This is a genomic window from Streptomyces sp. NPDC051662 (assembly GCF_040681655.1).
Lineage (GTDB): Bacteria > Actinomycetota > Actinomycetes > Streptomycetales > Streptomycetaceae > Streptomyces.
This window is the reverse complement of the sequence record NZ_JBFAZD010000004.1, coordinates 349,908-375,603: the sequence shown is the minus strand read 5'-3', so window position 1 is coordinate 375,603 and position 25,696 is coordinate 349,908. Positions and strand designations below refer to the sequence as shown.

General features: G+C 69.1%; 22 protein-coding genes, 1 tRNA gene, 2 pseudogenes and 1 CRISPR repeat array. Of the genes and pseudogenes, 15 read left to right on the top strand and 10 right to left on the bottom strand.

The window, feature by feature from the left end; translation table 11 throughout:
- Positions 1-72: 72 nt before the first annotated feature.
- The 3 genes from AB0M67_RS09405 to AB0M67_RS09395 all read right to left on the bottom strand — a co-directional run bounded on the left by AB0M67_RS09405 (position 73) and on the right by AB0M67_RS09395 (position 5,065).
- Positions 73-1,350 carry a beta-ketoacyl-[acyl-carrier-protein] synthase family protein gene (locus AB0M67_RS09405; protein ID WP_365744283.1) on the bottom strand — a complete coding sequence of 426 codons (1,278 nt, stop codon included), beginning with the start codon at positions 1,348-1,350 and terminating at the stop codon, positions 73-75.
- Complete coding sequence (locus tag AB0M67_RS09400) at positions 1,347-2,597, bottom strand: beta-ketoacyl-ACP synthase 3 (RefSeq protein ID WP_365744281.1); 1,251 nt, start codon at positions 2,595-2,597, stop codon at positions 1,347-1,349. Before AB0M67_RS09400 ends, AB0M67_RS09405 begins: the two co-directional genes overlap by 4 nt.
- A 164-nt stretch (positions 2,598-2,761) precedes the next feature.
- Entirely contained in the window at positions 2,762-5,065 is a 2,304-nt protein-coding gene (locus AB0M67_RS09395) for a family 2 encapsulin nanocompartment cargo protein terpene cyclase (protein ID WP_365744279.1), read from the bottom strand.
- Positions 5,066-5,223: 158 nt separating this feature from the next.
- Between AB0M67_RS09395 and AB0M67_RS09390 the strand changes: the two genes are divergently transcribed.
- Both AB0M67_RS09390 and AB0M67_RS09385 read left to right on the top strand, forming a co-directional pair.
- On the top strand, positions 5,224-5,829 hold the full coding sequence (locus AB0M67_RS09390) for an HhH-GPD-type base excision DNA repair protein (protein ID WP_365744278.1): 606 nt from the start codon (positions 5,224-5,226) through the stop codon (positions 5,827-5,829).
- A gap of 179 nt (positions 5,830-6,008) precedes the next feature.
- The gene (locus tag AB0M67_RS09385) at positions 6,009-7,589 is read left to right on the top strand and encodes a M28 family metallopeptidase (protein WP_365744277.1); all 1,581 of its coding nucleotides are present in this window, start codon (positions 6,009-6,011) and stop codon (positions 7,587-7,589) included.
- Positions 7,590-7,625: 36 nt separating this feature from the next.
- On the opposite strand, the gene AB0M67_RS09380 is transcribed toward AB0M67_RS09385, so the two are convergent.
- Positions 7,626-7,766 carry a DUF397 domain-containing protein gene (locus AB0M67_RS09380; RefSeq protein ID WP_365744275.1) on the bottom strand — a complete coding sequence of 47 codons (141 nt, stop codon included), beginning with the start codon at positions 7,764-7,766 and terminating at the stop codon, positions 7,626-7,628.
- The gene (locus tag AB0M67_RS09375; protein WP_351392536.1) at positions 7,723-8,670 is read right to left on the bottom strand and encodes a helix-turn-helix transcriptional regulator; all 948 of its coding nucleotides are present in this window, start codon (positions 8,668-8,670) and stop codon (positions 7,723-7,725) included. The genes AB0M67_RS09380 and AB0M67_RS09375 overlap by 44 nt, the downstream gene beginning before the upstream one ends.
- A 308-nt stretch (positions 8,671-8,978) precedes the next feature.
- Between AB0M67_RS09375 and AB0M67_RS09370 the strand changes: the two genes are divergently transcribed.
- The 3 genes from AB0M67_RS09370 (at position 8,979) to AB0M67_RS09360 (ending at position 10,646) form a co-directional block, all read left to right on the top strand.
- A complete protein-coding gene (locus AB0M67_RS09370) occupies positions 8,979-9,305 on the top strand; it encodes a hypothetical protein (protein WP_365744273.1) in 327 nt (108 codons plus the stop codon).
- Between the two features lie 240 nt (positions 9,306-9,545).
- The gene (locus AB0M67_RS09365; protein ID WP_249951605.1) at positions 9,546-9,848 is read left to right on the top strand and encodes a type II toxin-antitoxin system VapB family antitoxin; all 303 of its coding nucleotides are present in this window, start codon (positions 9,546-9,548) and stop codon (positions 9,846-9,848) included.
- Positions 9,849-10,031: 183 nt separating this feature from the next.
- A complete protein-coding gene (locus tag AB0M67_RS09360) occupies positions 10,032-10,646 on the top strand; it encodes a LytR C-terminal domain-containing protein (RefSeq protein ID WP_365744491.1) in 615 nt (204 codons plus the stop codon).
- Positions 10,647-10,760: 114 nt separating this feature from the next.
- On the opposite strand, the gene upp is transcribed toward AB0M67_RS09360, so the two are convergent.
- A complete protein-coding gene (upp, locus tag AB0M67_RS09355) occupies positions 10,761-11,396 on the bottom strand; it encodes a uracil phosphoribosyltransferase (protein WP_365744272.1) in 636 nt (211 codons plus the stop codon).
- A gap of 143 nt (positions 11,397-11,539) precedes the next feature.
- Here upp and AB0M67_RS09350 point away from each other — a divergent pair, with 143 nt between their 5' ends.
- From AB0M67_RS09350 to AB0M67_RS09335, 4 genes are all read left to right on the top strand, one after another.
- A complete protein-coding gene (locus tag AB0M67_RS09350) occupies positions 11,540-11,839 on the top strand; it encodes a hypothetical protein (RefSeq protein WP_365744270.1) in 300 nt (99 codons plus the stop codon).
- Between the two features lie 224 nt (positions 11,840-12,063).
- Positions 12,064-12,600, top strand: a complete 537-nt coding sequence (locus tag AB0M67_RS09345) for a hypothetical protein (protein ID WP_365744268.1) — start codon at positions 12,064-12,066, stop codon at positions 12,598-12,600.
- A gap of 53 nt (positions 12,601-12,653) precedes the next feature.
- Positions 12,654-13,082 carry a tRNA adenosine(34) deaminase TadA gene (tadA, locus tag AB0M67_RS09340; RefSeq protein WP_365744489.1) on the top strand — a complete coding sequence of 143 codons (429 nt, stop codon included), beginning with the start codon at positions 12,654-12,656 and terminating at the stop codon, positions 13,080-13,082.
- Positions 13,083-13,194: 112 nt separating this feature from the next.
- Positions 13,195-13,279, top strand: a tRNA-Ser gene (locus AB0M67_RS09335).
- A 469-nt stretch (positions 13,280-13,748) separates the two neighbouring features.
- Positions 13,749-15,118: a CRISPR direct-repeat array (repeat unit 28 nt; unit sequence GTCGGCCCCGCGCCCGCGGGGGTGTTCC).
- An 870-nt stretch (positions 15,119-15,988) separates the two neighbouring features.
- On the opposite strand, the gene AB0M67_RS09330 is transcribed toward AB0M67_RS09335, so the two are convergent.
- Both AB0M67_RS09330 and tuf read right to left on the bottom strand, forming a co-directional pair.
- Positions 15,989-17,041 (bottom strand): high-affinity branched-chain amino acid ABC transporter substrate-binding protein, encoded by a 1,053-nt coding sequence (locus tag AB0M67_RS09330; RefSeq protein WP_365744266.1) that lies wholly within the window; start codon positions 17,039-17,041, stop codon positions 15,989-15,991.
- A 207-nt stretch (positions 17,042-17,248) separates the two neighbouring features.
- Positions 17,249-17,440 (bottom strand): annotated as a pseudogene (gene tuf, locus AB0M67_RS09325) (elongation factor Tu); the annotation flags it as partial.
- A 703-nt stretch (positions 17,441-18,143) separates the two neighbouring features.
- On the opposite strand from tuf, the pseudogene AB0M67_RS09320 reads away from it, so the two are divergent.
- The 4 genes and pseudogenes from AB0M67_RS09320 to AB0M67_RS09305 all read left to right on the top strand — a co-directional run.
- Positions 18,144-18,473, top strand: a pseudogene (locus AB0M67_RS09320) (Rieske 2Fe-2S domain-containing protein); the annotation flags it as partial.
- 397 nt (positions 18,474-18,870) lie between these two features.
- Complete coding sequence (locus AB0M67_RS09315; protein WP_365744487.1) at positions 18,871-19,173, top strand: hypothetical protein; 303 nt, start codon at positions 18,871-18,873, stop codon at positions 19,171-19,173.
- Complete coding sequence (locus AB0M67_RS09310; RefSeq protein ID WP_365744502.1) at positions 19,170-19,316, top strand: hypothetical protein; 147 nt, start codon at positions 19,170-19,172, stop codon at positions 19,314-19,316. The genes AB0M67_RS09315 and AB0M67_RS09310 overlap by 4 nt, the downstream gene beginning before the upstream one ends.
- 135 nt (positions 19,317-19,451) lie before the next feature.
- Positions 19,452-20,420, top strand: a complete 969-nt coding sequence (locus AB0M67_RS09305) for a terpene synthase family protein (protein WP_365744264.1) — start codon at positions 19,452-19,454, stop codon at positions 20,418-20,420.
- Positions 20,421-20,441: 21 nt separating this feature from the next.
- On the opposite strand, the gene AB0M67_RS09300 is transcribed toward AB0M67_RS09305, so the two are convergent.
- Complete coding sequence (locus AB0M67_RS09300; RefSeq protein WP_365744262.1) at positions 20,442-21,230, bottom strand: PDZ domain-containing protein; 789 nt, start codon at positions 21,228-21,230, stop codon at positions 20,442-20,444.
- A 310-nt stretch (positions 21,231-21,540) separates the two neighbouring features.
- Between AB0M67_RS09300 and AB0M67_RS09295 the strand changes: the two genes are divergently transcribed.
- Positions 21,541-22,650 carry a hypothetical protein gene (locus AB0M67_RS09295; protein WP_365744261.1) on the top strand — a complete coding sequence of 370 codons (1,110 nt, stop codon included), beginning with the start codon at positions 21,541-21,543 and terminating at the stop codon, positions 22,648-22,650.
- A complete protein-coding gene (locus tag AB0M67_RS09290) occupies positions 22,625-23,635 on the top strand; it encodes a hypothetical protein (RefSeq protein WP_365744259.1) in 1,011 nt (336 codons plus the stop codon). The genes AB0M67_RS09295 and AB0M67_RS09290 overlap by 26 nt, the downstream gene beginning before the upstream one ends.
- Positions 23,636-24,125: 490 nt before the next feature.
- Here the strand turns inward: AB0M67_RS09290 and AB0M67_RS09285 are convergent, their stop codons facing one another.
- Positions 24,126-25,406, bottom strand: coding sequence for a hypothetical protein (locus AB0M67_RS09285; protein WP_365744257.1), 1,281 nt, complete (start codon positions 25,404-25,406; stop codon positions 24,126-24,128).
- Between the last annotated feature and the right edge of the window lie 290 nt (positions 25,407-25,696).

Below are 25,696 nucleotides of genomic sequence, written 5' to 3'. Positions count from 1 at the left end.
GCGAAGAAACGACTCTCCCACCCGCAGAACCATGGGACATTCGTACGATCAGCTCCCTGATGTGACCTGTCGTCAGGCCCGCCGAAACGCCAGCGCCACGTTGTGCCCGCCGAACCCGAAAGAGTGGCTGACCGCCGTCTCCACCCACTGCCGCCGGGGTTCCTTGGTCACACAGTCGAGGTCGAACTCGACAGCGGGCGCGTCCACGTTGGCGATCGGCGGAATCACGCCATGTTCGAGGGTCAGCACCGTCGCCACCGCCTCGATCGCCCCCGCCGCCGCCAGCGTGTGCCCGATCACCCCCTTCGGCGCCGTGACCGGCGGCCGGTGTGGATAGACCCGGTCGATCAGTGTCGCCTCCATCGCGTCGTTCAGCGGTGTCGACGTGCCGTGCGCGTTGACATGCTCGACGTCGTACGGGCTCCAGCCCGCGTCCCGCAGCGCCCCCTCCACCGCCGCCTGGGCCCACCGGCCGTCCGGCGCGGGCGCCGTCGGGTGGTGCGCGTCCGTACTGGCGCCCGCGCCGGTCAGCAGCGCGCGCGGCGCCCGGCCCCGCGCCCGCGCGTCCGCCTCCCGTTCCAGGACGACCATGGCGGCGCCCTCGCCGATGACGAACCCGTCCCGGTCCGACGCGAACGGCCGTGACGCCTCGCCCGGGTCACCGGTACGTGTCGACAGCGCGCCCATCCGCGCGAAGGCCGTCACCACCAGCGGGGTCAGTACGGACTCGGCGCCCCCGGCCACCACCACATCGCACTGCCCGCTCGTCAGCAGATCGCGGGCCACGGCGATCGCGGTGGCTCCGGAGGCGCAGGCGGTCGCCGGGGCCAGGCTCGGCCCCCGGGCCTTGAGCGCGATGGCGACCTCTCCCGCCGCCGCGTTGGGGATCATCATCGGCACCAGTACGGGGGAGACCGCCTGGGGGCCGTCCGCCTGGAGCTTCAGCGCGTTGTCGACGAGCAGGGAGACACCCCCGACGCCCACGCCGAGCACCACGCCCACCCGGCCGCTGTCCCAGCTCACGGGGTCGAGTCCGGCGTCCGCGACGGCCTGCCGTGCCGCGATCAGTGCCAGTTTCACGAACCGCGCCATCCGCCAGACCGACCGCCCGCCGATCTCCGCGTCGAGATCGATGCCCTCGACCGCACAGGCGAAGTCGACGGGCATACCGGCCAGTTCAGGGCGCCGTCCGGCCACCGACCGCCCCGCGCACAGCCCGTCCCAGAACGACCGTTCATCATGACCGGCGGGAGTCATGACCCCGAGCCCGGTCACCGCGACCGTCCCGCTCTCCTGGCCGCTCCGCTGCCCTGTCCCCTGCCCGCTTCCCCGCTCGGCCGTCGGTGTCATGATCCGTTCCTTCCGTCGAGGGCCGTGGCCCATGAGCTGTCGGGCCGTGCGGCCCCGGACGTGGTCGTCGCGGGCGTTTTCATCGTGAGGGTGTCTGTCGCGGGCGTGGCGGTCACGGGCGTGGTCATCGCGCCCGTGACCGTCGCGGGTGTGGCCGTCGCGGGTGTGGTCATCGCGCCCGTGGCCGTCGCGCCCGTGGCCGTCGCGGGCCAGCGCAGCGCCACCGTTCCCCAGGTGAGGCCGCCGCCGAAAGCGGTCAGCAGCATGCGGTCGCCCGTGCGGAAACGTCCCCGCGCGTCCGCGTCCGCCAGGGCGAGAGGGATGGAGGCCGCGCCCGTATTGCCCACCCGGTCGAGGTGAGTGACACAGCGCCGCGCGCCGATCCCCACCCGTTCGGCGACGGCCCGCAGGATCCGGGCGTTGGCCTGGTGCGGTACGAAATGGTCGACCTCGGCGGCGTCCCAGCCCACGGTGCGCAGCAGCGAGCGGCACGAACCGGTCATCCTCTCGACCGCGTGCTGATAGACCGCCCGCCCCCGCATCCGGAAGAACTCGTCGCCCTTGGCGGGCGGTTCCGCCATCGACCTCGACCGCGCCCCGCCGCCCGCCACGGTGATCAGGTCGTATCCCGTCCCGTCACTGCCCAGATCGAAGGCGATCAGCTCGCCCGGGTCCCCGGCCCTGCCCGCGCCGATCAGCGCCGCTCCGGCGCCGTCGCCGAACACCACGCCCGATGAGCGGTCCCCGGGGTCCAGCCAGGTGGAGTACACATCGGCGCCCACCAGGAGCACCCGTTCATAGAGCCCCGACACCACGAGTCCATGGCAGACGGCGAGACCGTAGACAAAGCCGCTGCACACCGCGCCAATATCGAACGCGGGTACCGTGCCCAACCCCAGGCGCGCCGCCAGCGCCGGCGCGGTCCCCGGGATCAGATGGTCCGGCGTCGCCGTGGCCAGCACCACGGCGTCCGCCGTCCGTACGGGACCCGCCCCTACCGGACCCGCCCGTACAGAGCCCGCCCGCACGGATCCCGCCTCCGCGGCACCCGCCCGCACCGGATCGGCGACCAGCAGCCTCGCCGCCTCGTACGCGATGTCGCCCGTGGACATCCCCGGAGCCGCCCGATGGCGGCCGGCGATGCCCGTGCGCGTACGGATCCAGGCGTCATCCACCCCCCACTCAGCGGGCAGCGCCCCATTGGGGACCGGCTCCCCCGGGACCCATCCCGCGACGGCCTCCAGCACAGCCGTCCGTGGCTCCGCCCCCTCCCGCCTCTCTTCGCGCCCCCTCGCGCGCGGGTCTCGCGCCTCCTCGCGCCCGTACAGTGCGCTTCCGCTCACCACCCACGGCCCCCATCCGGTTAACGATCACATCGACCGGATGACAAACGGGCGCGCAGGTAAGCGAGTTACTGCGCCATTTGGGGCAAAGATCGCGCTGGTTCCCACCCAGGTAGGTGAATCCGTGCCGCGGAGGTGCCGAGCCCGCTCGGAACGGGGGGCAGCCAGCGGGTGATACCGGCCCTGTCCTCCAGCAGTTCGGCCTCCTTGTACCGCTTACAGCCGTGGTGCCAGTTGAGAATCCCTGACAGCCAGTTCTCCAGCTCCTTCACATAGCCGTCGAGCACCCGGCGCGCGTCCGCGTCGAGGTCGAAGTCGTCGTACAGCGTGGGCAGTTCATGGGCAACGACATGCTGGAACTGGCTCATCCGCGAGTTCATCAGGTCGTCGATGATGGCCAAGGCGGTCGGATAGTCGCAGTTGAAGAAGTTCTGCACGACGAGCACACCGTTGTGCATCTCGCCCTCGAACTCGATCTCCTTCTGGTACGAGAAGACATCGTTCAGCAGCGTCGCGTAGTCCTGTGCCGCGTTCTCCATGGACCTCATCGGGCCCGACCGATAGATCGCGGACGGCACCACCTGGCCGTGGCCCAGCCGGGACAGGCTCATCGTCATGTCCGAGCCGAAGGTCTTCCTGCGCATCTCGATGTAGTCGACGGGGTCGGGGATACGGTTCTGCGTCTGATTGGCCAGCTCCCACAGCCAGCTGTCGGTCATGTCCACGACCGACTTACGGAAGACACGGCGCGCGTCCGGGTCCATCGGGCCCGCCGTACGGACCCACAGGTCGGCCAGCCCCCGTTCCAGCCCGGTCGCGGGCACCGGCATCTCCATGGACCCGACCGGCATGAACCGCGCCAGCCGGTCATTGCACGCCTTCGCGCCCGCCACATCGCGGACGTTGCCGTAGACCACCGGGTAGTAGTCGTCGCCGTACGTCCCCCACGTCAGCCAGTCCGAGGTGAGATCGAGCTCCTCCGCCGTGGCGTCCGGATGGATACCGGCCGCGCAGAGCGGCAGATCGATACGGCGCAGCCGCCGCTCGTCCCAGACGTCCGAGCCGGGGATACCGGGCTGCGCCCTCAGGATCCCCATCCGGTCGGCCCACTCGACGGTGTGCTCCCGCGAGTGGTCCAGATGCGGACTCAGCGACAGCCCGAACGGCATCCGGAACTCGGGCAGCACGGCGGGGCCGACCCGCTGGAACGGGATATGACCGTGTCTGCGCGCCCGCGCCTCCGCACCCACGCTGATCGTCTTCGCGATATCGGCCGCGGCCGTACCGAGACCGACCGGCACCATCGAGAACGACACGCCCGCCCCGCCCGGCGCGCCCCCGGTGCCCGCGCCGGCATCGGCTCCGGAACCGGAACCTGAACCGGCGCCGTTCATATACCGGCTGGAGCGCATATGCCACTCATGGCCGCCCGACTGCCAGTCCTGGAGCCCCTTCACATAGGCGAGGGTGTCGGCGCACGACCGCGGATCCAGGCCCTTCTCGGCGAAGAGCGGCCCCAGTTCGGTCAGCGCGGTGTTCTCGAACTGCTGGACGCGCGAGGTGAGCAGATCGTTGACGGCGTCCGCCGCCTCCTGTGTCGTACAGCCGAGGAAGGTCTCCAGGACGAGCACGCCGTTGCTCAGCTCGCCCTCCTCCTCGATCTCCCGCTGATACGAGAACAGGTCGTTGCGCAGATGGACACCGTCCGAGAACGTGTCCTTCAGCACCCGCAGCGGGCGTGAGTCGGCGATCTCGGCGGGCACTTCGGCGCTCGCCGCGTACTCGATGAGCCCCGCGGACCATGGCGCTCCGCCGACCTTGCGGCGCATCTCGATGTACTCGACCGGATTCGCGACCCGGCGCGCGTTGATGTTCGCGAGCTCCCAGTCGGACTCGTTGAGGAGATTCTCCGTGGACTCCGCGAACCGCCGCCGCCACGCCATGGACATGCTCGGCACCGTACGGGCCCAGAGGTCCGCCAGCCCCGCCTCGACCGGATTGGTCGGCTCCGGGAATCCGGCGGCGAGATCCATCGGCATGAAAGCCGCCAGCCGTTCCAGATACGCCCTGCCGCCGTCCCGGTCCTGGGGACGCTTGTATACCTCCAAGAAGTGGTCGTCGAAGAAGAACACCCACACATACCAGTCCGTGACCAGCGACAACGCCGGACCGTCGCAGTCCGGATGCGTGTACGAGCAGAGCAGGGCGTAGTCGTGGGAATCGAGGTCGCGCTCCTCCCAGACCCCCGAACCCTCCAGCATGCCCATGTCCCTGGCCCACCGCTTGGAATGCGCCCTGGCCTCCTCCAGGTGCGGATTGAGTCGGGCCGGATAAGCCATATAGAAATCCGGCAATTCAAACGGCTGTGTCACGGGCGAGCGGCCTTTCCCGACGGTTCCGGCGGTTTCTTCCTGGGTGGTGATCTACCCCTCGCCCGACTCCGCCATCCGGACCACAAATTAGTCATATGAACACATGATGAGCGCGTGGCGTACGCGTGCCACCGCACGGCCGGGGTGATCATCGCTGAATGAGCACCACAATCCGGCTCGCACAACAGCCCGAGGCCGACGAACTGCTCGGCCGCAGCCCGCTGGCCGCGCTCGTCGGCATGCTGCTTGACCAACAGGTCCCGATGGAGTGGGCGTTCTCCGGCCCGTACACCATCGCCGTACGCATGGGACACGACGACCTCGACGCCCGCGAGATCGCCGCGTACGACCCCGAGGCGTTCGTCGCGCTGCTCTCGGACAAGCCCGCCGTGCACCGCTATCCGGGGTCGATGGCCAGACGCGTCCAGCAGCTCTGCCAGTACCTCGTCGAGCACTACGACGGCGATCCCACCGCGATCTGGCGTGATGTCGCCACCGGCGCGGAGGTACGGGACCGGCTGAACGCGCTGCCCGGCTTCGGCACGCAGAAGTCCCAGATCTTCCTGGCACTGCTGGGCAAGCAGTACGGCGTACAGCCCAAGGGCTGGCGCGAGGCCGCGGGCGCGTACGGGGACGTGGGGTCGTACCGCTCGGCGGCGGACATCACCGGACCCGAATCGCTGGTCAAGGTACGGGCGTTCAAGCAGGAGGCGAAGCGCGCGGCGAAGGCGGCGAAGGCGACACCCGCGCCCAAGGCCGACTGACCGTCGGCGGAACCGGACCGGCCGCGCCCCGATCCAGGCGCGAACGGGGCCCGGTCCGCGCCCGATCCGCGGCTGTTCCACCGATACGCACCATGACCTATGACACAACTGTTCCCACGCGGCGCGGCGCTGGCTAGCTTTCCCTCACATTCGTTCGCACCGGAAGGATCCCAGCCCCTGTGAACGCAACATCCCGCAGACTCCTGGCAGTCGCGGCCACCACCGCGCTCGCCGCCCCTCTGCTGCTGTCCGCCTCGCCCGCCTCCGCGCGCTCCCACGACCCGGCCAAGGACGCCGCCAAGGACGCGGCGAAGCTCTCCCGGAAGCTGGTGCGCGAGGCATCGGCCGGCGACGCCTACCGGCATCTGGAGAAGTTCCAGGCCATCGCGGACTCGGCCAACGGCAACAGGGCGGCCGGCACGCTCGGCCACGACGCCTCCGCCGCGTATGTGTACAGCCAGCTGAAGAAGGCCGGTTACCAGGTCTCGTACAACACGTTCGACATCACCTATATCGAGACGCTCGCCGAGAAGCTCACGGTCACCGCGCCGACGCCGCGCGACGTCGCGATCACGGCCATGTCGTACACGACGTCCACCAAGGAGGGCGGCATCGCGGCCGACCTCGCCGCCGTCCCGGTCGACGCGACCACGGGCTGCGAGCCGGCCGACTACGCCGCCGGCGCCTTCACCGGCAAGATCGCGCTGATCCAGCGCGGCGGCTGCGACTTCGCGACGAAGCAGAAGGAGGCCGCCGCGGCGGGAGCGGTCGCCGCGATCATCTACAACAACACCGAGGGCGCGCTCAGCGGAACGCTCGGCGGCCCGGACGCCGGCAAGATCCCCACGGGCGGCATCACACAGGCCGAGGGCCAGGCGCTCGCCGCGGAGGCCGCCAAGGGCGCGGTGAAGGTCTCTCTGGACATCCGCCAGCTCCAGGAGGAGCGCACCACCCGCAATGTGGTCGCCGAGACCAAGGGCGGCAGGGCGGACCGGACCGTGATGCTCGGCTCCCATCTGGACTCCGTCACCGAGGGCCCCGGCATCAACGACAACGGCTCCGGTTCCGCCGGGCTGCTGGAGGTCGCCCTCAAGCTCGCCAAGACGCATGACAAGCCGGCGAACAAGGTGCGCTTCGCCTGGTGGTCGGCGGAGGAACTGGGCCTGCTCGGCGCCGAGGCGTACGTCAACGGCCTCACCGCCGCACAGCGCGCGGACATCGCGCTCTACCTCAACTTCGACATGATCGCCTCACCGAACTTCGCTCAGTTCGTGTACGACGGCGACGACTCGGACGGCGTGGGCGCGGGCCCCGGGCCCGAGGGCTCCGCCCAGCTGGAGAAGGGCATCACCGACTTCCTCGACAGCAAGAAGGTTCCGCACGAGGGCACGGACTTCGACGGCCGCTCCGACTACGGGCCCTTCATCGACGCGGGCATCCCGTCCGGCGGCACCTTCACCGGCGCCGAGGGCATCAAGTCCGAGGCACAGGCGACGAAGTACGGCGGCGAGGCCGGTATCGCGTACGACAAGTGCTACCACTCGGCCTGCGACGACCTCTCGAACATCAATATGAAGGCGTTCGGCATTAACATCGATGTGATCGCCAACGCCGTGGGCACCTACGCTCACGATCTGAGTTCGGTGACCAAGCCCGCGGCGGCCAAGCCGACGGCGACGGCCGAAGCGGCGCGGATCCCGCTCAAGCGCGGCGAGACCGAGACGGTTTCGCACTCCCGCGGCCACACGCCCACCGCGTAACCGGGAGACTCAACGGCACGGCGCACCCCATTGCGTTCAGGCGGTGGGGTGCGCGGCGGTTCTGGCGCCGGAAACGAAAGTGGAGAAAACAGCTCTGCTGAACACAAGGACCGGACCTTCGGCATTCTTGCTGTCACGTACGGGGATAATGCCCGGGATACCGGTGCCTATTTCCACGCAGTTTCCGCTGTTGTCGCCGCTGTAACTGCTCTTTACCCACGTTGTCGCTCTGAAATCGCGATTCATCATGGTGGCCGTACCCTTCCATCGCGTCATTGAGCAACGCGGCAGACTCGGAGGCGGACAGCGCATCCGCCCTCAGAACAGCATAGGTCTGTGCATGACGGCCGGTAACTTCCGGATCGTCGCTGAAGTGCCCGCGGTCAAGCGATTCCGAGTACACCCAGACATGGCCATCCGAGAGGGTGATCAGAGACATGGACGTATTGGGACGCCAAATACCGGGGACACCCGCCGGGGCGACTTGAACACGGATGTTCGGCTGCTTTCCCACACGCAGCAGATGTGCGCACTGATCCCGCATGACGGCCGCGCTTCCGACCGTGTTCCGGATGCAGCTCTCATCCAGGACCATGAGCAGAAGCGGCCCCTCGGGGGAGAGAAACCTGTGCTGTCTGCTGAGCCGCGCGCGGACGCGCCTCTCCAGTTCGTCCCCGCCGGCCCGGCGCGAGAGCAACGCGCGGGCGTAGTCCTCGGTCTGCAGCAGCCCCGGCATCATCTGGGTCTGGTACTCACGGAGCGCGGTCGCCTCGGCGTCCATGGCGGCACGGCGCTTGAACCAGTCCGGATGGTCCACTTCCGGATACCAGTCGATCTTGTGCCAGAGCTTCTGGAGGATGCCGCCGGTACGCAGCACGATGTCGCACGTCTCAGCGAATTTCTCGTCAGGAACACGTGTTCCGGCTTCCACACGGGCAACGTAGGAGCGATCGCAGGGGACTTCGCCAGCCAGTGCTATTTGCGTAACACCTATGGACTCACGGCAGTGCTTGAGAACTTCGCCGAACACATCGGCCGTGCTGGCGCCTTTCTCCCCGCCCCCTGCGTTGCGTCGGCCCATGGCCGCTCCCCTCATGTCATGTGACAGATCTCGACTGGAACGCGTGCGACGTTGTGCGCCCGCCCTGTGCAACGCAACCCTTGTCCTGTGCAACGTAGTTGCATCGCCCCGAGGACGACAATGCGCGAGGAATCGAACTCAATGACACACCGTCCCCCTGAATTGGAGGCCGTGGTCCTCGGCACGACTATGCTCCGGCGGCGCCGGGCGGAACAACTACCCGCCGAAGCAGGTGAATTGCACGAGCCGGTTTATTATCGACTATCCCTCGGAGGGCATCAGAACGCGGCACATGGAAAGGTGACGTGATGCCCAGGGCAACCTTGACCACCGTGCTGCTTTCAAAGACGGACTGCTGGTACTGCGAATCCTGCTGGATAAACAGCGTGGAGGCGGCACGCACCACTCAGGACGGCTGTATGGACCTGCTGTGCCTCGGGTGTGCCGAGGCGAATTTCCCGAGGCGCGTGGATATCTTTCCGCCGTTCGGAATCTTCGGGCTGTCGAACCGTAGAACGCGAACGAGCAACGGAAAGCACGCGAAACCGGGCGGCCCCAAATTACCCCCCGATCCGGGCCCGCATCCGCCGCCGAACCCGCGCCCGCAGTCCCCGCCCGGGACCCCGCCCGTCTGACGGGTCCGCCGGACAGTCGGGGCGGAGTGGCGGGGTGAGCCGCTGTCGCCCACCCCACCGGACCCCTTTCGAGCGAATCAGCGGGACGCCCCGGCGGCCGAGGGTCGCGCTCCCGCGGGTGCCGAGGCACCGGAGGGGTTGGTTCCATTCACGCTTCACTCCCCCTTTGTCACCGAAAGTGACCTTTGAACTCGGGCACCATGGCTGCGCCCGGAGCCGGTCGCCCGGTAGGCTTTCCGTGTGATCTTCAAGCGCATCGGTAACGGGCGGCCGTATCCCGACCACGGCCGGGAAAGCACCCGGCAGTGGGCGGATGTCGCGCCGCGCCCGGTCCGCCTCGATCAGCTCGTGACCACGAAGGGTCAACTCGACCTGGAGACGCTGCTCGCCGAGGACTCGACCTTCTATGGGGACCTCTTCGCCCACGTCGTGAAGTGGCAGGGCGATCTCTATCTGGAGGACGGTCTGCACCGCGCCGTGCGCGCCGCGCTCCAGCAGCGCCAGGTGCTGCACGCGCGGGTGCTGGAGCTGGACCCGCGCTGATCGTGTCCGTAGGACCGGTATCGACACGGTCCGGCAGAGGGGGCTCCGGCAGGGCCGGGCCTCCGGGCACTGAGCCTTTCGGGGTCTTTCACCACCCGGACCGCGCAACCAGTTGATCATTTAGTAGGAAACACCACCGGGGCACACTACGCTGCGGCCATGAGCATGCTGACTCCCCCCGGCATGGGCGGAAAGTACCGCATTACGGGCAACAAATACCCGCGCATGCGCCGCCCCCGTCATCGTCGCAGGATCGTGCTCGCGGCCGTCGCGTCCGTCGTTGCCCTCGGCCTGGCCGGCTGGGGAACGCTGCAGCTCATCGACGTCTTCACGGGGGGCGGCACGAAAAGCGTCGCCGCCGCCGGGAAGTCCGGCTGCAAGCACCCGTCCGAGCCCGTCAAGGCGCTCCCCAAGCCCGGCCAGATCACGGTCAACGTCTATAACGCGACCCCGCGAGGCGGACTCGCCCAGACCACCGCCGACGAGCTGAAGAAACGCGGCTTCGTCATCGGCAAGGTGGGCAACGCCCCCGCCGCGTACGACAAGAAGGTCCCGGGTACCGGGATACTGCTCGGCGCGCTGAAGCCCGAGGACGGTTTCTTCACCGTCCTCGGCGCCCAGCTGAAGGGAGCCACGTCGAAGACCGACTCCCGTAAGACACCGGATGTCGATCTGATCCTCGGCATGACCTTCGAGGCGCTGACCGACCAGAAGGACGCCGACCAGGCCCTGGCCACCCAGTCGAGCGCCGCGTCGGATCCCGCCTGCGGGGATCTGGGGGCGGCCCCGAAGAACTGACCCCACGCTTTCCGAAGGGGCCCGGTTCGCCTGCCGCGCGAACCGGGCCCCGAGCGGTTACGTCAAGAGGACGTCAGAGGCTGTTGCCCCAGGGGGAATGCCCCCGGGGATGACTTACTCGGCCGTCCCGTACATACGGTCGCCCGCGTCGCCGAGGCCCGGGACGATGTAGCCGTTCTCGTTGAGGCGCTCGTCGACCGCCGCGGTGACGACCGTCACCGGCGTGCCCGCGAGCTCGCGCTCCATCACCTCGACGCCCTCGGGCGCCGCGAGCAGCACGACCGCGGTCACATCGTCCGCGCCGCGCTTGATCAGCTCACGGATCGCCGCGACCAGCGTGCCGCCGGTCGCCAGCATGGGGTCGAGCACGTACACCTGGCGTCCCGAGAGGTCCTCGGGCATCCGGTTCGCGTACGTGGACGCCTGAAGGGTCTCCTCGTCGCGGATCATCCCGAGGAAGCCCACCTCCGCGGTCGGCAGCAGCCGCACCATGCCGTCCAGCATGCCGAGGCCGGCCCGGAGGATCGGCACCACCAGGGGGCGCGGATACGAGAGCTTCACGCCCGTCGTGCCGGTCACCGGTGTCTGAATGTCGACCAGTTCTGTCCGTACGTCCCGGGTGGCCTCGTACGCGAGCAGCGTGACCAGCTCGTCGGCGAGGCGCCGGAAGGTCGGGGAGTCGGTGCGCCGATCGCGCAGCGTGGTGAGTTTGTGCGCCACCAGCGGGTGGTCGACGACATGAATCCGCATGGCGACACAGTAACCGGGGGCCAAGGCCGTACGCGCTGCCACTACCCGGCTGGCATCAACCCCTGTCAGCGAGGGAAGGTGTCAGAAGGTCGGCCCCGGTACACCGCGGAGCTGAGTAAGCGGCCTGAGGTGGTGACGCAGCCATGCCGGACGAGGATCGGGAAGGCCGGGATCAGCGCCCCGAGCAGGTGGAGGCCGAGGCCCGGGAAGCGGACCAGGCCCGGGGAGCGGGCCAAGCGGAGGACGTCCAGGACGGTCAGGACGAGGCCTGGGTGGAGCCCCCGTCGGACGAACAGGAGAGCGAGGCCGCGCGCCGCCGACGGCGCGCGCAGTTCCTGCGTGAGCTGAACGAGGCCAAGGCGCTGCGCGAGCGCGTAAAACCCCGGCAGGCCCGCGCCGCGCGGATGCGCCAGCAGATGCGGATGCGTACGTTCCGGTGGTGACCGGCCGGTAGCCGCGCCCGGCGCGCGACGTACGTCACGTCCATCCCGCATGCTCATGGAAGGCATCCGGCGCCCGGAGCCGAACAGGGGCCTAATAAAATGGCCCGACGACGCAACGGTGGAAGACCTCTCGCGAAGCGTTCGTTTCTGCCACGATTCCGAGTGGGCGGGGCAGATCAGCGCACCGCCGGATCGTCACACCTCTGACCAGTGGGAGAGTCACGGTGTACTTCGCCGCACTGCTCGCGCGCACCGAAGACGGGTGGGAAGCGAGCGACACAGAGCTCGACGATGTGGAGACCTTGTCGGACCTGACCGACTTGGCCCGCGAAGCCTCGGTGGACGAGGACACGGTGCTCGTGTTTATCGAGCAGGAGGACGCCTGGTTCGGCATCCTCCGCGTGGAGGGCGAGGAAGATCCTCGCATCTACGTCTCCGACGCGGCCGCGGCCGCACGCTCCTCGTACGGGGAGATCCTCATTGATGAACTGCTCGGCAGGGACGACGACGACCCGGCCGACGACTTGGACACGCTGGACCTCGACGGTACTGAGGACGGCGAACCGGACGAGAACGACGAGGAGGAAGAGGACATCCCCCTGAAGAACGGGGAGACCGTACCCACGGGAGCCGTCGGCGACCGCGAGATTCTCACCGACCTCGGCCTGTCCGAGGCCGATCTGCTGGCGCTCGATTCGGACGCGATGGCCGAGATCGCGGAGGCTCTGGGAGCCGCCGAGGTGCTGGAGACCGTCCGATAGTGATCCGGCACGACCCCGCGCCCGACCCGGTACGCGCACCGTGGCAGGCGGCCATGCGGCTTGCCCTGGAGGAGGCGGCACGCGCTGCCCTGTCCGGTGATGTGCCGGTCGGCGCCGTCGTGCTGTCCCCGGACGGCACGGTGCTCGCCGCGGGCCACAACGAACGCGAGGCCACGGGCGACCCGACGGCACATGCGGAGATCCTGGCGATCCGCAGGGCCGCCGGGAAGCTCGGGGCCTGGCGACTCACGGAGTGCACGCTGGTGGTGACCCTGGAGCCGTGCACGATGTGCGCGGGCGCGATCGTCCAGTCCCGGTTGGACCGGGTGGTGTTCGGCGCGCTCGACGAGAAGGCGGGGGCGGCCGGCTCGCTCTGGGACGTCGTACGCGACCGCCGGCTCAACCACCGTCCCGAGGTGATCCACGGGGTACTCGCGGAGGACTGCTCCGACCTGCTGACGTCGTTCTTCCGCGACCGCTGACGGGTCGTCGCGCAGCCGCCGACCAATCGCCGACCAGCAATCGGGCGCCCTTCGGGCAGCACTCGGGATATCGATTTCGGAGCACGGCCCACCTTGGGCTAAGCTCTCTCTCGGTAGCGTGTCCGAGCGGCCGAAGGAGCTCGCCTCGAAAGCGAGTGTGGGGAAACTCACCGAGGGTTCAAATCCCTCCGCTACCGCTCTTACACCCTCCTGATCTGCGGAAACGCGGTCAGGAGGGTGTTTTGCGTGTGGCACGCACTGCACGGCCGTGCGGCACGGGAGTCGACAGGAGCACAACTGGCCTGCGCCCGAGGCGCGTTGCGCCCTCCCGCGGAGGGATCTGCCCCGTGCGGTCCTTCCGAGACGATCCCCCAGCCCGGCCACGTCGCCGACGATCCAGTCCGCCATCACGACGAGCCCCCTCAGATCCAGCCGCACCGCCCGCGAGGAGAACCACGGCTCCACCCCAGCCAGGTCACCAAAGACCAACTCCCGTCAGTTCAGTAAGGTGATGGGACGGTCTACATGTCAGCGCTGACAACATGCGAGGGATCGACCACATTGTTCATTTCGGCCGCCTATCGACAGAGACTCAATCAACGTCTCAGGCCGATCCCACTGAATGAAATCAAGGCTCCCTGCAGATAAAAGCGCAGGTCAACAAGGGTCGGCCCCGCGCCCGCGGGGGTGTTCCGCTCGCGCTCGACCAGGTCGCGGTGCTGGTCGAGTCGGCCCCGCGCCCGCGGGGGTGTTCCGGACGGGTGGATCTGGGAGGGCTGGACCAAGGTGTCGGCCCCGCGCCCGCGGGGGTGTTCCCCTGGACGCCCTGGGCGACGACTTCCTGGCCGCGTCGGCCCCGCGCCCGCGGGGGTGTTCCGGTCGTGGAGCGCTGCTCGCGCCCGGCACACGAGTCGGCCCCGCGCCTGCGGGGGTGTTCCGACGTCCACGTTCGTATCCCGGGTCCGCCCGGTGTCGGCCCCGCGCCCGCGGGGGTGTTCCGGTTCAGATGCGCCCCAGATTAAGGAGGACGGTGTCGGCCCCGCGCCCGCGGGGGTGTTCCCCGGCGGCCAGCCACGTGCCGAACGCGCCCAGGGTCGGCCCCGCGCCCGCGGGGGTGTTCCGCACGGCCCCGTGCGCAAGCTGACGCTGCTCCAGTCGGCCCCGCGCCCGCGGGGGTGTTCCTCCGATCCCGATCCCGCCGGCCTTGTCCCGGTCGTCGGCCCCGCGCCCGCGGGGGTGTTCCCCGACAGACCGCCGACCACGGCGGGAGGGACCAGTCGGCCCCGCGCCCGCGGGGGTGTTCCACGGACGGACGGACGGACGTAGGGGCTGAGCGGGTCGGCCCCGCGCCCGCGGGGGTGTTCCTGTCCGTGACGCTGGCGGGCAAGGGCTTGTCGAGTCGGCCCCGCGCCCGCGGGGGTGTTCCGGCGTGGTCGGACCTGGTGGCCGCGCACCCCTCGTCGGCCCCGCGCCCGCGGGGGTGTTCCGCGCCCCACTTCAGCTGCCGAGGACCTGGACCTGTCGGCCCCGCGCCCGCGGGGGTGTTCCGTTCAGCACCGGCGCGGACACAGATGACCATGTGTCGGCCCCGCGCCCGCGGGGGTGTTCCCCAGTTGCCGCACTGCGAGCACTGCCAGTCGTCGTCGGCCCCGCGCCCGCGGGGGTGTTCCTAACAGTCGGTCGCACCAAACACAGATGACAGCGTCGGCCCCGCGCCCGCGGGGGTGTTCCGCGGCACTCACCGACGACTGGGGACTGCGCGTCGTCGGCCCCGCGCTCGCGGGGGTGTTCCGACGGCGGAGGCCCGCGAGCGCACTGCCAAGGCGTCGGCCCAGCGCTCGCGGGGGTGTTCCCCGCTGCGCGGCAACGATGAGATGGACACCGAGGTCGGCCCCGCGCCCGCGGGGGTGTTCCCGCTCCAGAGCGGCCATACGGGCGTCCCTGCCCGTCGGCCCCGCGCCCGCGGGGGTGTTCCGGTGGGCGGCGTTGTCTTCGTCTCCTCGCTGGGGTCGGCCCCGCGCCCGCGGGGGTGTTCCCGGATCCTCGGGCTCAACCGTGAGCGGCGCTTCATCGGCCGCACACCCGCAGGGACATCCTCCGCAACGTGCCCGAGATGCTGCCGCCGGCTTCGCACGCACACGCTTGGCCCCACACCGAACTCGCTGGCCCGGCTGATATATCGATGGCCGCCAACATCGTTGGACGTCCCGCCACTGATCCCAGGCCCCGGTTTACCCATCGAGCAATGGGCAGTCCAGCCTCTCAGCCCGCGTCACCCCGCATATCAGTTACATAATGTGACCATCCGCGAGGATCGATCCACATCAAACGCAATGTGGAGGAGCCGCCAGCACCAGGGCTACAGAAGCGACGGTCATCACACAGCCCGCGTCAACCGCCGAGAAGGCAGGTGCAAGGCGTCGGTGGAACCCCTCCTCGCCGTGAGGCACGTGCCTCACGGGAACCGCGAGAGGCCGATCGAGCAGGACGCAGCAGGATAGAAACAAGTGGTATGTCCCACTCTCAGGAAAAACCGTAGGTGAGACGGGTCACGCAAGCGGGTTCAAATCCCTCCGCTACCGCTCTCACACCCTCCTGATCTGCGGAAACGCGATCCGGAGGGTGTTTTGCGTACGGAGTGTTCCGCACGTTCCGCACAGCTCCGCGGAACGGGAGGCGAAAGGAACACAACTGGCCCGCGCGGGCGGCGCGTTGCGTCCTCCCGCAGAGGGATCCGCCAACCGCACCCGCGCTCCCTCGGAGAGGATCCCCGCGGCCCGGCCCCGCGGCCCGGCCACGTAGCGGGGTCTCGCGTCGGCCCCGGAGGGCGTACCACCGGCGTAGACGGCGGGTGCCCCGCGGTCGAGGGGCGACCGCGGGGCACCGGGTTCGGCCGGGGTGGACTTCTACTGGGGGGACAGTTCGGTCTTCGGCCTGCCGAAGTGCCACTCGTGGACGACGAAGCGGAAGTTCTTGAGGTCGCCCTTCTCATCGAAGCTCAGAGCGCCGGTCGGGGTCCGGAAGACGCCATTGTGGATCGCCTTCGCGACCTCGTCGGTGTCGTCCGAGCCGGCCGCCTGGATGCCCTGGGCGATCAGGGCGACCGCGGAGTAGGCGGGGAAGACGTAGGGACCGCTGGGGTCTTTGCCGTCGGCCTTGATCGCGTCGTCGATGGCCTTGTTCCCGGGGTCCGCGTCGAACGCCTTCGGGATGGTGACCAGCAGCCCTTCGGAGGCGTTCTGGGCGATCTGGGAGATCGAGTCGTTCGCGCACGCCTCTCCGGCCATGAACCGGGCCTTCAGGCCCTTCTCCCGCGACTGGCGCAGAATGAGGCCGAGCTCGGGGTGGTAGCCGCCCCAGTAGACGAAGTCGACGTCGCTCGCCTTGAGCCTCTGGATGACCGAGGAGAAGTCCTTGTCCCCGGCGTTGAGGCCCTCGAACACGGCCACCTTCACGCCCTTGCCCTCCAGCGTCTGCTTGACCGCGATGGCCAGGCCCTCGCCGTACTGCTGCTTGTCGTGGAGGACCGCGACGGTCTTCGGCTTCACATGGTCGGCGATGTAGTTGCCGGCCGCCGGCCCCTGCGCGCTGTCGAGGCCGAACGTGCGGAAGACGAGCCGGTAGCCGCGGGCGGTGATCTCGGGGCTGGTGGCGGCGGGCGTGATCATGATGACGCCCTCGTCCTCGTAGATGTCCGAGGCCGGCTGGGCCGCGGGCGAGGTGAGGTGGCCGATGACGAACTTCACGCCGTCGTTGACGACCTTGTTGGCCACGGCGACGGCATGCTTCGGGTCGGCGGCGTCGTCGTACTCCTTGGCCTCCAGCATCTTGCCGTCGACGCCGCCCTTGGCGTTGATGTCCTTGATGGCCTGCTTGGCGCCGATGAACTGCATGTCGCCGTACTGGGTCACCGGGCCGGACTTCGGACCCGCGATCGCGATTTTGATGGTGTCAGCCACTGCATCTCCTACTGAGACTGGTCGGCCCGCTACCGGGCATCAGACGGGGATCAGCGCGCACGCTCACCGAACCCGACCGCAGTCCACCGGCGTGATCAACCGCCGGCCCGGTGCCATGCCGCGGGCACGCCGCGTTCACTCGAAGGAGTCCGTGCGGGCCGTCTCGGATCAGGCCGGGCCGGCTGTGCGTCGCCGTGAGGCCGGGGTCTATTCGATGATCTTGGACACGAGCCCGGCGCCGACGGTCCCGCCGCCCTCGCGGATGACGAACCGCAGGCCGTCCTCCATCGCGATGGTCTTGATCAACGTGACCTCCACCTGGGCGGTGTCTCCCGGCGAGACCGCCTCGACGCCGCCGGGAAGCTCCACAACTCCGGCTCCGGGGATGTCGGTCGTACGGAGTGCGTGGGTCAGAGGGTCCTGATGTTCTCGGCCCGCGGGCCCTTTTGGCCCTGGACGACGTCGAACTCGACTAATTGGCCGAGCCGTACATCGGAACCACGACTACTGATCAAAAACTTCCGGACCTGACAAAGAGCCCAACTACGGCCCACCGGCCCGCCGATCCCGGCCGGACACCCGGAACTGCACGTCAGCGATCGGCACACAGCCGGGCGCGGCCCTCCGCCCCGGCCGCAGCACGTCCCCCGTACGGAGTACAAGCGTCCGCTCACCGCACCCTGCCCGAACCGGTCACGGACGACGGGATCGACCGGCCGGTGTCGGCTTTCCCTGTGGTCTCCGGGGTTCTTCGTGGGGGCGGTGTGTTCACAAGGGCGCAAGTACGCAACATGTGAGCGTGTTTGGTGGGCAATTTCCCCTTCCGGAACTGGCTGTGCGGGCTTGTACTGGCCAGAGGCGGGCAGCGGTGAAGCCGGGTGGCGTGCGTCGCGGCTGTCCGGGGGCCGGGGTCCGGGGTCCGGGAATGCGTGGCCGTGCCGTTGGGACCCGTTGCCGCGCCGGGTCTTGAGTGCGGCGGTGGGGCCTCATGACGGAAGTGCCTCGGAGTGACTCGCCAGCCAGCCTGCGGTGATCCCGGAGGAGTCGGACTCGAACCGTCTCCACGGGAGCCGCGTCACCTTCAAGCCAGGGAGATCTGACCATGCCCAAGAAGCCGTCCCGGTACCGGGGTATCCCGGGGGCCAGTGCCGCTGATGCCTTTCCGCCGCAGCTGCCTTACCCCGTGGGCTGGTTCTGCCCGGCCTTCAGCCAGGAAGTCCGCCGCGGGCAGGTGATCACCAGGCAACTCGCCGGGCAGGACGTCGTCCTGTACCGGACGCGCAAGGGCACCGTGCGTGCGACCCGTCCCTACTGCCCCCATCTGGGAGCGCACCTGGGCGGTGGGAAGGTCCGAGGTGAGGAACTGCTCTGCCCCTTCCATCACTTCGCCTTCGACACCGACGGGACGTGCACCGGCACGCCGTATGACCAGCAGGTCCCCAAACTGTCCGTCGCCATGATGCCGGTACGGGAGCAAGCGGGACTGATCATGGTGTGGTACCACCCGGACGGTGAACCGCCCGACTGGGAGGTACCGCCCCTTCCTCCCCACGGCACCCACAAGCCGGTACTGCGCGACATGTCGCTCGGCGGATACCCCCAGGACGTGATGGAGAACGTCTTCGACTACGGCCACGGCCCCTCCCTCCACAAACTCCGTGTGGAGCCGGTGGAGGACAAGGAACTCGGCCCGGTCCACGACGTGCGCCTGCTCCTGCGGAGCTCCACCATCGGACGCCGCCTGCCGCCCCTGCCCCTGCACTTGACCCACTACGGACTCGGCCTGTTCCGCACGGAAGTGGATCTGTCGGCGCTCGGCCTCACGATCCTTGTCTGGGTCTGCGCCGTGCCCACTGCGGGGGGCCCGCATGACACTCAAGGCAGCCATGATCACCAGAATCGGGAAACGCGACTCGGTCGTGCGCCGCGCCGCCGCCCGCCTTGTCTCCCGCGCCGTCATGCCGTTGTTCTTCATGGCCCTCAGGCAGGACGCCGATGTCTGGAACCACCGCCGGTTCGTCGCCCCGCCCCATCTCGCGCGGGGCGACGGCCGCATCGGCCCGTTCCGCCGCTGGGCCGACCAGTTCTACCGCCGGGCCCCGGAAGCAGCACCGATGAAGAACCAGCCGTGACCACACCGGCAACCACCCTCGTCGCAGAGGGCCGTGGCCGTGCCCGCGCGATCCGTCCCGCTGCCGTACTGGATCTTGAGAGATCCCACAGCGTCGTCGAGGAGGTACTGGACAACTTCCTGACGGGCAGGGCAGGCCGCTGACAACGGTGTCCGGCCTGTCCCGCGCAAAGCCGCCCACGCGCCCGTCGGCGCCTCGCAGCTTTCCTTCGATGTCGTCTCGGCCGCAAAGGCCCGCGGATGACATCCCGGCTATCCAGACGACATATGAGGTGATCCGTGAACACCCGGACGTATCCAATCCAATTCGACGGTCCGACAGGCACCGTCATCGGCTGGCCATGGCCGGTCACACTCCACCCCGATCACGAACAGATCACCGCGGGCACCCAGGCGTGGCTGTCCCGGTTCCCGGTGTCCGAATGGCTGTCACGGTTCGCGACATCCGAACCGACGACCAGTCCCGTGTACGACCCCCGGGAACGGGGCTATACCGCCGAGGCCGGCGCGCTATGGGCCGCGATGACTCCCGATGCGCCGACAAGTTACGCGACGGCGATTTCGGACTTCATGGTGTACTGGGCGATTCTCGACGACCTGGTGGACAGTTTCACCGATCCGAATAAGGCCCGGTACATCCTCGCGGAACTACTCGAAGTGATCCGGGGCAACGGCTCCGGCGACGAGCAGTTCGCCCCCTTCGTGGACGCCTCCGACCGGATGGTCCGTCCCGAACAGCGGAGCGTGTTCGCCGAGGAATTCGCGAAATACGGCCACGGCGTCCAGCAGATCATCGACATCGAGGCGGCAGGCCGCCCACCGGCCATCGAGGAGTACCTGGACATCCGCAGGTTCGAAATCGGGGCCGATCTGACCGTCCTCCTGGACCTGCTGGGCCAGGACGCGCACTTCGCCACCGACCAGTTCTACAGCGACCCGGTCCAGAACGCCCTGGAACACTGCGGCAAGTACTTCGCGCTCTGCGTCGACATGATCCTGACGTGGAAGGCACGCCACAACTCCGACGGAAAGCGCTTCACCAACGCCGCCCGGATCGTTCAGGGCCCGGACTGGGACCCGCACCGAGATCCATCGCCCGAGATCGAAGCCGTCCTGCGGACTGAGGAGAAACTCATGCACCTCGCGCTGGAGCGAATCGAGGAATCCCATCCCGTCATCCGCAAAGCCATCATCCAGACAACCGCCGGCGCTCTCTACGGCATCCGGAACCTGACCCGGTACCGATGAGACGTTCCCGGTGGGGTTGGGTCAGGTGAGGGTGACTTCGGTGGTGCGGGTGGTGCCGTTGGGCTGGCGGTAGGTGAGGGGGACGGTGGCGCCGGAGCGGAGTTTGCCGATGCGGGCGGCGCGGAGTTCGGCGGCGTTGGTGACGGGGGTGTTGTTGACGGAGGTGATGGTGTCGCCGACGCGGATGCCGACGGTATCGGCGGGGCCGCCGGGGACGGTGGTGGCGACCAGGGCGCCCTTGCCGCCGGGGGCGTCCTTGGAGGTGAGGCCGAGGCCGCCTTGTTTGCCTTCGGTGATGACGACGGTCAGGGGTTGGGTCTCTCCGGCGACGTCGAAGGTCCCGGTGTACTCGGCGCGGTTGAGAGGGGCATCGGTGAGGGCCTGGACATGGACTTGGACGGGGCTGCTGTAGGTCCAGCGGCCTGGTCGCAGACGGGCGGTGGCGGTGGAGCCGTCGGCGGCGATGGCGACTGAGCAGCGGCCGTTGGAGATGCACCGCATGTCGAGGGCGGTGATGCGGGTGTGCGCGGGGGCGGTGACGGTGAAGGTCCCCGGACCTCGACGGGCGCGGTTGTCGGGGCTGTAGGTGATGGTCTTCGGCTCGCCCGGTGCGTCGAGTTCGGGGACGTTCTGCTGAGGCGGGATGCCCAGGGATGGCAATGCGGCCTGATGCACAGGGGTGTTGATGGTGGTGTGTGCTTGGGCGGCGACGGGCATCGCGCCCGCGATGAGCGCGGCGGCGGTGACGCCGAGCAGCAGGCGTGGTGTACGGATGCGGGTGCGGGTGCGGGTGCGGGTGCGGCGGTGCATGGCGTAGGTCCTGTCGCTGTTGCCCGAGCCCTGCGCGTCGGGCAGGGAGAACGATTCACGACTCGGGCGTGGATCGGCCAGTGAAGATCCACGATTGAGTGCAAACGAGTCTGCCTGGTTTGCGTGCTGAAGGCCCGATCGGGTGAATGCGTCGTTCGTACTTCTTATCGGGGCTGTGGTCTGCGGTTTTCTGTGTGGACAGGCGTGGCTCGCGTGGCGCCTTGTCCTGCGTGGGCTGGAGCTGTCGGCGTGTTGTGGGGCGGGGCGGGGGCGTGGGGCTATGAGCGTTCATGCCGGAGAGAGGAACCCCATGGCGGAGCAGGATCCCGAGGGCATCGACAGTGAATTCGACGCGGCCCCGCGGCAGGACTCGGGCACGGAGGGTATTCAGGGGAGGCCGGGCGGGGAGAGGTTCGAGGACCGGGGCGGCTCGCAGGATGTCGGCGGTGAAGTCGCCGGAGATGTCCGCGAGGGCGATGACATCGGCGACTTCGTATACGGCATCGAACCCGCCGAGCAGGAAACAAACGTACCTAAGCCACATGACACTGACGGGCTGACGGCTGACGGCCGCGGCGAGCCCGACCGGCCGGACACTGGCGGGGAGCTGGACGAGGGCACCGGGTGGGACGAAGGCGGGCGCGTAGGGGGCCCGGATGATGTCGGCGACGCCGAGGACGGCCGGAATCCCGGCGAGGGCGATCGCTACGGTGACAGCGAACCGGACGAGGCGCACGGGGACTTCGACGAGCCCGAGGGCCCGGGTGCCGGCGAGGAGCCGCGGGACACCGATGGCGGCGAGGAATCCGAGGATCCGGGCGACGGCCAGGAACCGCGGGACACCGATGGCGGCGACGAACCGTCGGAACCGGACAGGAGCGATCCCGATGGCACCGAGAACGGTCGACCAGGAGACGACGACGGAGCTCAGGAGGAGTCGGGGCAGGACGGCGATCGTGAACCTGGCGGTGACGTTCCCGACGAGGAGGACGATTCCCGTACGGGTGACGACGTGGAAAGGGATCCTGACGCCGACTACGACCCCGACGGGGACAGCGGGGACAGCGGGGACAGCGGGGACAGCGAGGAGACTGTCTCCGAAGACGCCGAAGACGCCGAAGACACCGAAGACTCCGAAGGCGGCCCGGGTGGTGAAGATTCCGACGGGGAATCCGACCCCGACAACAGCACCGGAGAAGCCGTATCCGAAGACCGCGAAGACGCGGACGCCGACGACCCCGACGGGGACTACGACCCTGACAGGGACGGCGAGGAGGCCGTGTCCGAAGACCGCGGAGACAAAGGCGTTGACGACCCCGACGGGGACTACGACCCCGACGCGGATGGTTCGGCAGCTGTGGAGTCCGGCGCTTCGTCGCCGGTGAAGGTCGCCGGTGAAGGACGACAAGGCCGCTGCTGAGCACGGTCATCTGGTGGTCACGGCCGCTGACGGAGTCACGACCTGGCAGGTGCCCGCAGGGGTGACGGTCGCCCACTTCTACATGTGGGGGGCCGGTGCCGGCGGTGCGGGCGCCGGCGGCAACGGCGGTGGAGGGGGCGGGGAGGGAACAGGCGGCGGCGTGCTCATCAGCGCTTCGGACGGGGGCGGCGGCAGTGGAGGCGGAGGCGGCGGAGGAGGAGCCGGCGGAGGTGCCGGTGGGTACCTGCGCGCCATGAGTTCCGTCAGCTCCGAATTCACTTTCCAGGTCCAGGTCGGCGAGGGCGGCAAGGGTGGCGACGGCGGGAAGGGCGGTAAGGGAGGAGCAGCCGGCACCAACATCGTCGGGGTGAACGGCTCTGATGGCCAGAACGGTCAACCTGGCGATCTCGGCAGTGCCGGAGGAGCAAGCTTCGTGCGGTGTCGCGGCGGCTCCGACAGCTCCTACATGCTCGTGCACAAGGCCGAGGGCGGGAAGCCCGCAACCTGGCAGGGCGGAGGAGGCTTCCGTGGGCACGGAGGCACCGGTGGCGGTACGGAAGACGGCATGGGCGGGGTCGGCGGCACGCCGGGCGGGAAGGGAGGCGGGGGCGCCAGCCTGGGAGGGGAGGTGCACACGGGTGGCTCCGGCAGCCCGGGCGGAGATGGTGGTGGAAGCCGGCCCGTGCCCAAAGGCCGGCGCGAGTCGTCTTCGGGTGCGAACGGTGGGGCCGGCGGCGCGGGCGGCCGAGCTGTCGCCAACGGCGGCGCCATCAGTTTCCCGGCCGGCACCTCCTACACACCCCCGGCGTCGACCGGCAATGGTGGCAATGGTGGACGAGGCGTCGGAAGCGATTTTCTCGACATGAGCATGGGCAACGGTGGCGCCGGCGGCTTCGCCAGTTGCTCACCGGGCAAAGGTCTCGCCGGAAGTGACGGTAAGCCGGGCGACGGTGGCGCGGACGGCCTGGTCGTGATCGCCTGGTGAGCACCTGACGAGTTCCCCGCGCAACGGGGCGCGCGGGCTACAGATTCTCCAGCGGGCCATGAGCCAGGAGGGCAGGAACGGGGCAGGAACGGGCTCTGTCCGCCGTGTTGACGGCGGACAGGCCCGGCTCGACCTACGGCGCGGTTGCCAGGCTCGCCCCGACTGGGGATACCCGCGCCGTTGCTCGGGTCAAATGGGCGGTGAGGAACGATTCTCCGGGTGAACACGTGGCGCTTTCACCGTCCGTGCACGGGGACGCCACTGTGGTCGGGGCTAAACACCAGCCATGGATGATCCTTTTGCTCTGAGTCCCGTGAACCGAACCAGAACATCCGATGCGTCTCGCGGAGGGCGGCCGGAAAGGCCAAGTAGGCGGCGGCGTACGGTCGGTCGGCGCTGGCCGGCCCTGTGGGCCGCTTGGTGGTCGAGGCGCTCCGACGGTTCCGCGGGCCCTCGGTGAATCCCGTGTGTGTGTGGGGGGGGCTTGGCCTCACAGGGACGCGGCTTGTTCTGTCAGGAGTGCCACGTCGGGGTGGGTGCTGTAGGGGCGGAGCGCCTGACGCATGGTGGTGAGGGATGCGGTGGCGCGGGCCGATCGCAGGCCCGGGTAGTCGTCGAGGAAGCGTCTCCAGGTGGTGAGGGATTCTTCGAGGTTTCCCTGGTGAAGCTGTGATTCGGCCAGGAGGGCTGTGGTCAGTGCCCTGGCCCGGCGTGCCTGCGGGGCGCGGGCGTGCAGGGAGGCGTGGAAGGCCCGGTCGGCGGCCTGGTGGTCCCTGAGCGCGGTCAGTGTCCGGGCCCGCTGGTAGTGCAGAGCCGCGGTCGGGTAGCTGCCGAAGGGGTCGGACGGGTCCTGGTCCGCGCGGCTGTGGAGGACTTCCGCGGTCTGCAGGGCGAGGAGTGCCCGAGGGCGGTCGTGGGCTCGGGCGTGAGCCAGGGCCAGTTGCGACTGGGTGAATGACTGCGTCAGGGGCGAGGAGTGGCGGGCGGCGGTGGCGGCGGCCTGTTCGGTCAGGGTGAGCGCGGGCTGCCGGTGTCCGAGTTCCAGTGCGTGGGTGGCGAGGGCTCTGAGGGCGATGGTGTAGGTGTGCGGGTCTTCGGCTTCGGCGGCCAGGTGGGCGGCTGTGCGGTGGTAGTGCTGGGCCAGGGCGTCGGCACTGTCGTCGGCGCACATGTTGCCCAACAGGACGGTGAGCCGCGCCGTTTGCGTGAGAAGTTGTCTGTGCACGTCCTCGCCGGCGTCGGCGAGGAGCCAGGGCGTGACGTCGTCGGCGAGGTAGGTGGTGAGCGCGGTGCGGGCGTGCCCGCCGCCGAACGCCCCGGCCGAGGCCGCGAAGAAGACGGTCATGCTCTGGAGCGCCTCGACCTCCGCGCGGCCCACCCGGCGCCCGGCCATGACTCCCGCGCGGCGGGCCGTGGTCCGGGAGAGAAGGTCCTCCCAGTTCGGGACGGTCAGTGCGGCGAGGCTGTAGACATCCACGCCCAGGAGTTTTCTCCGGCTGGGGTCCAGTTGGCTGTTGGTGAGTTTGGCCAGTTGTCGCACGGGGTTTGCCTCCCAGGACCAGTCCGGTATGCGGGCGGGGGCTCGGGTCAGGCCGGCGTCGTCGGCGGCCAGGGGTCTGCCGAGGCGCCGGGCGAGCGCTTCCAGGATGTAGGCGGGCGCGGGGGGACGAGGATGGGCGCCCGCGAGCCAGCGCGTCACCGTCGAGCGGTGCACGGTCAGGTCGTGACCGCGTTCGGATGCCAACGACGAGACGGCGTGGGCAAGTTGCACCGTGTTCCATCCCGCCTCCTCAAGTAGCCGCGCGAGCCGTGCGTTGGGTTGCTGAGAGGACACTTCTTCCCCGATCTCAGCCCTAGGCCGTGTCTTCGAAGTCCCGTTTGCCCGGTCGCGTCCGGCGCGCGCTCGCCGCGTTGTCGGGATCGTCCACGTACGTCCAGTACGAGGTTGACCTTCCACCGTGCGATCACACGTACCGGACGCCACCGGGCCCGCCTTGTGGGCAGACGGCGCCACTTCGAAGACATGCCCTGGCCAAGGTGAACCGGCTGCGGCGCTCTTCA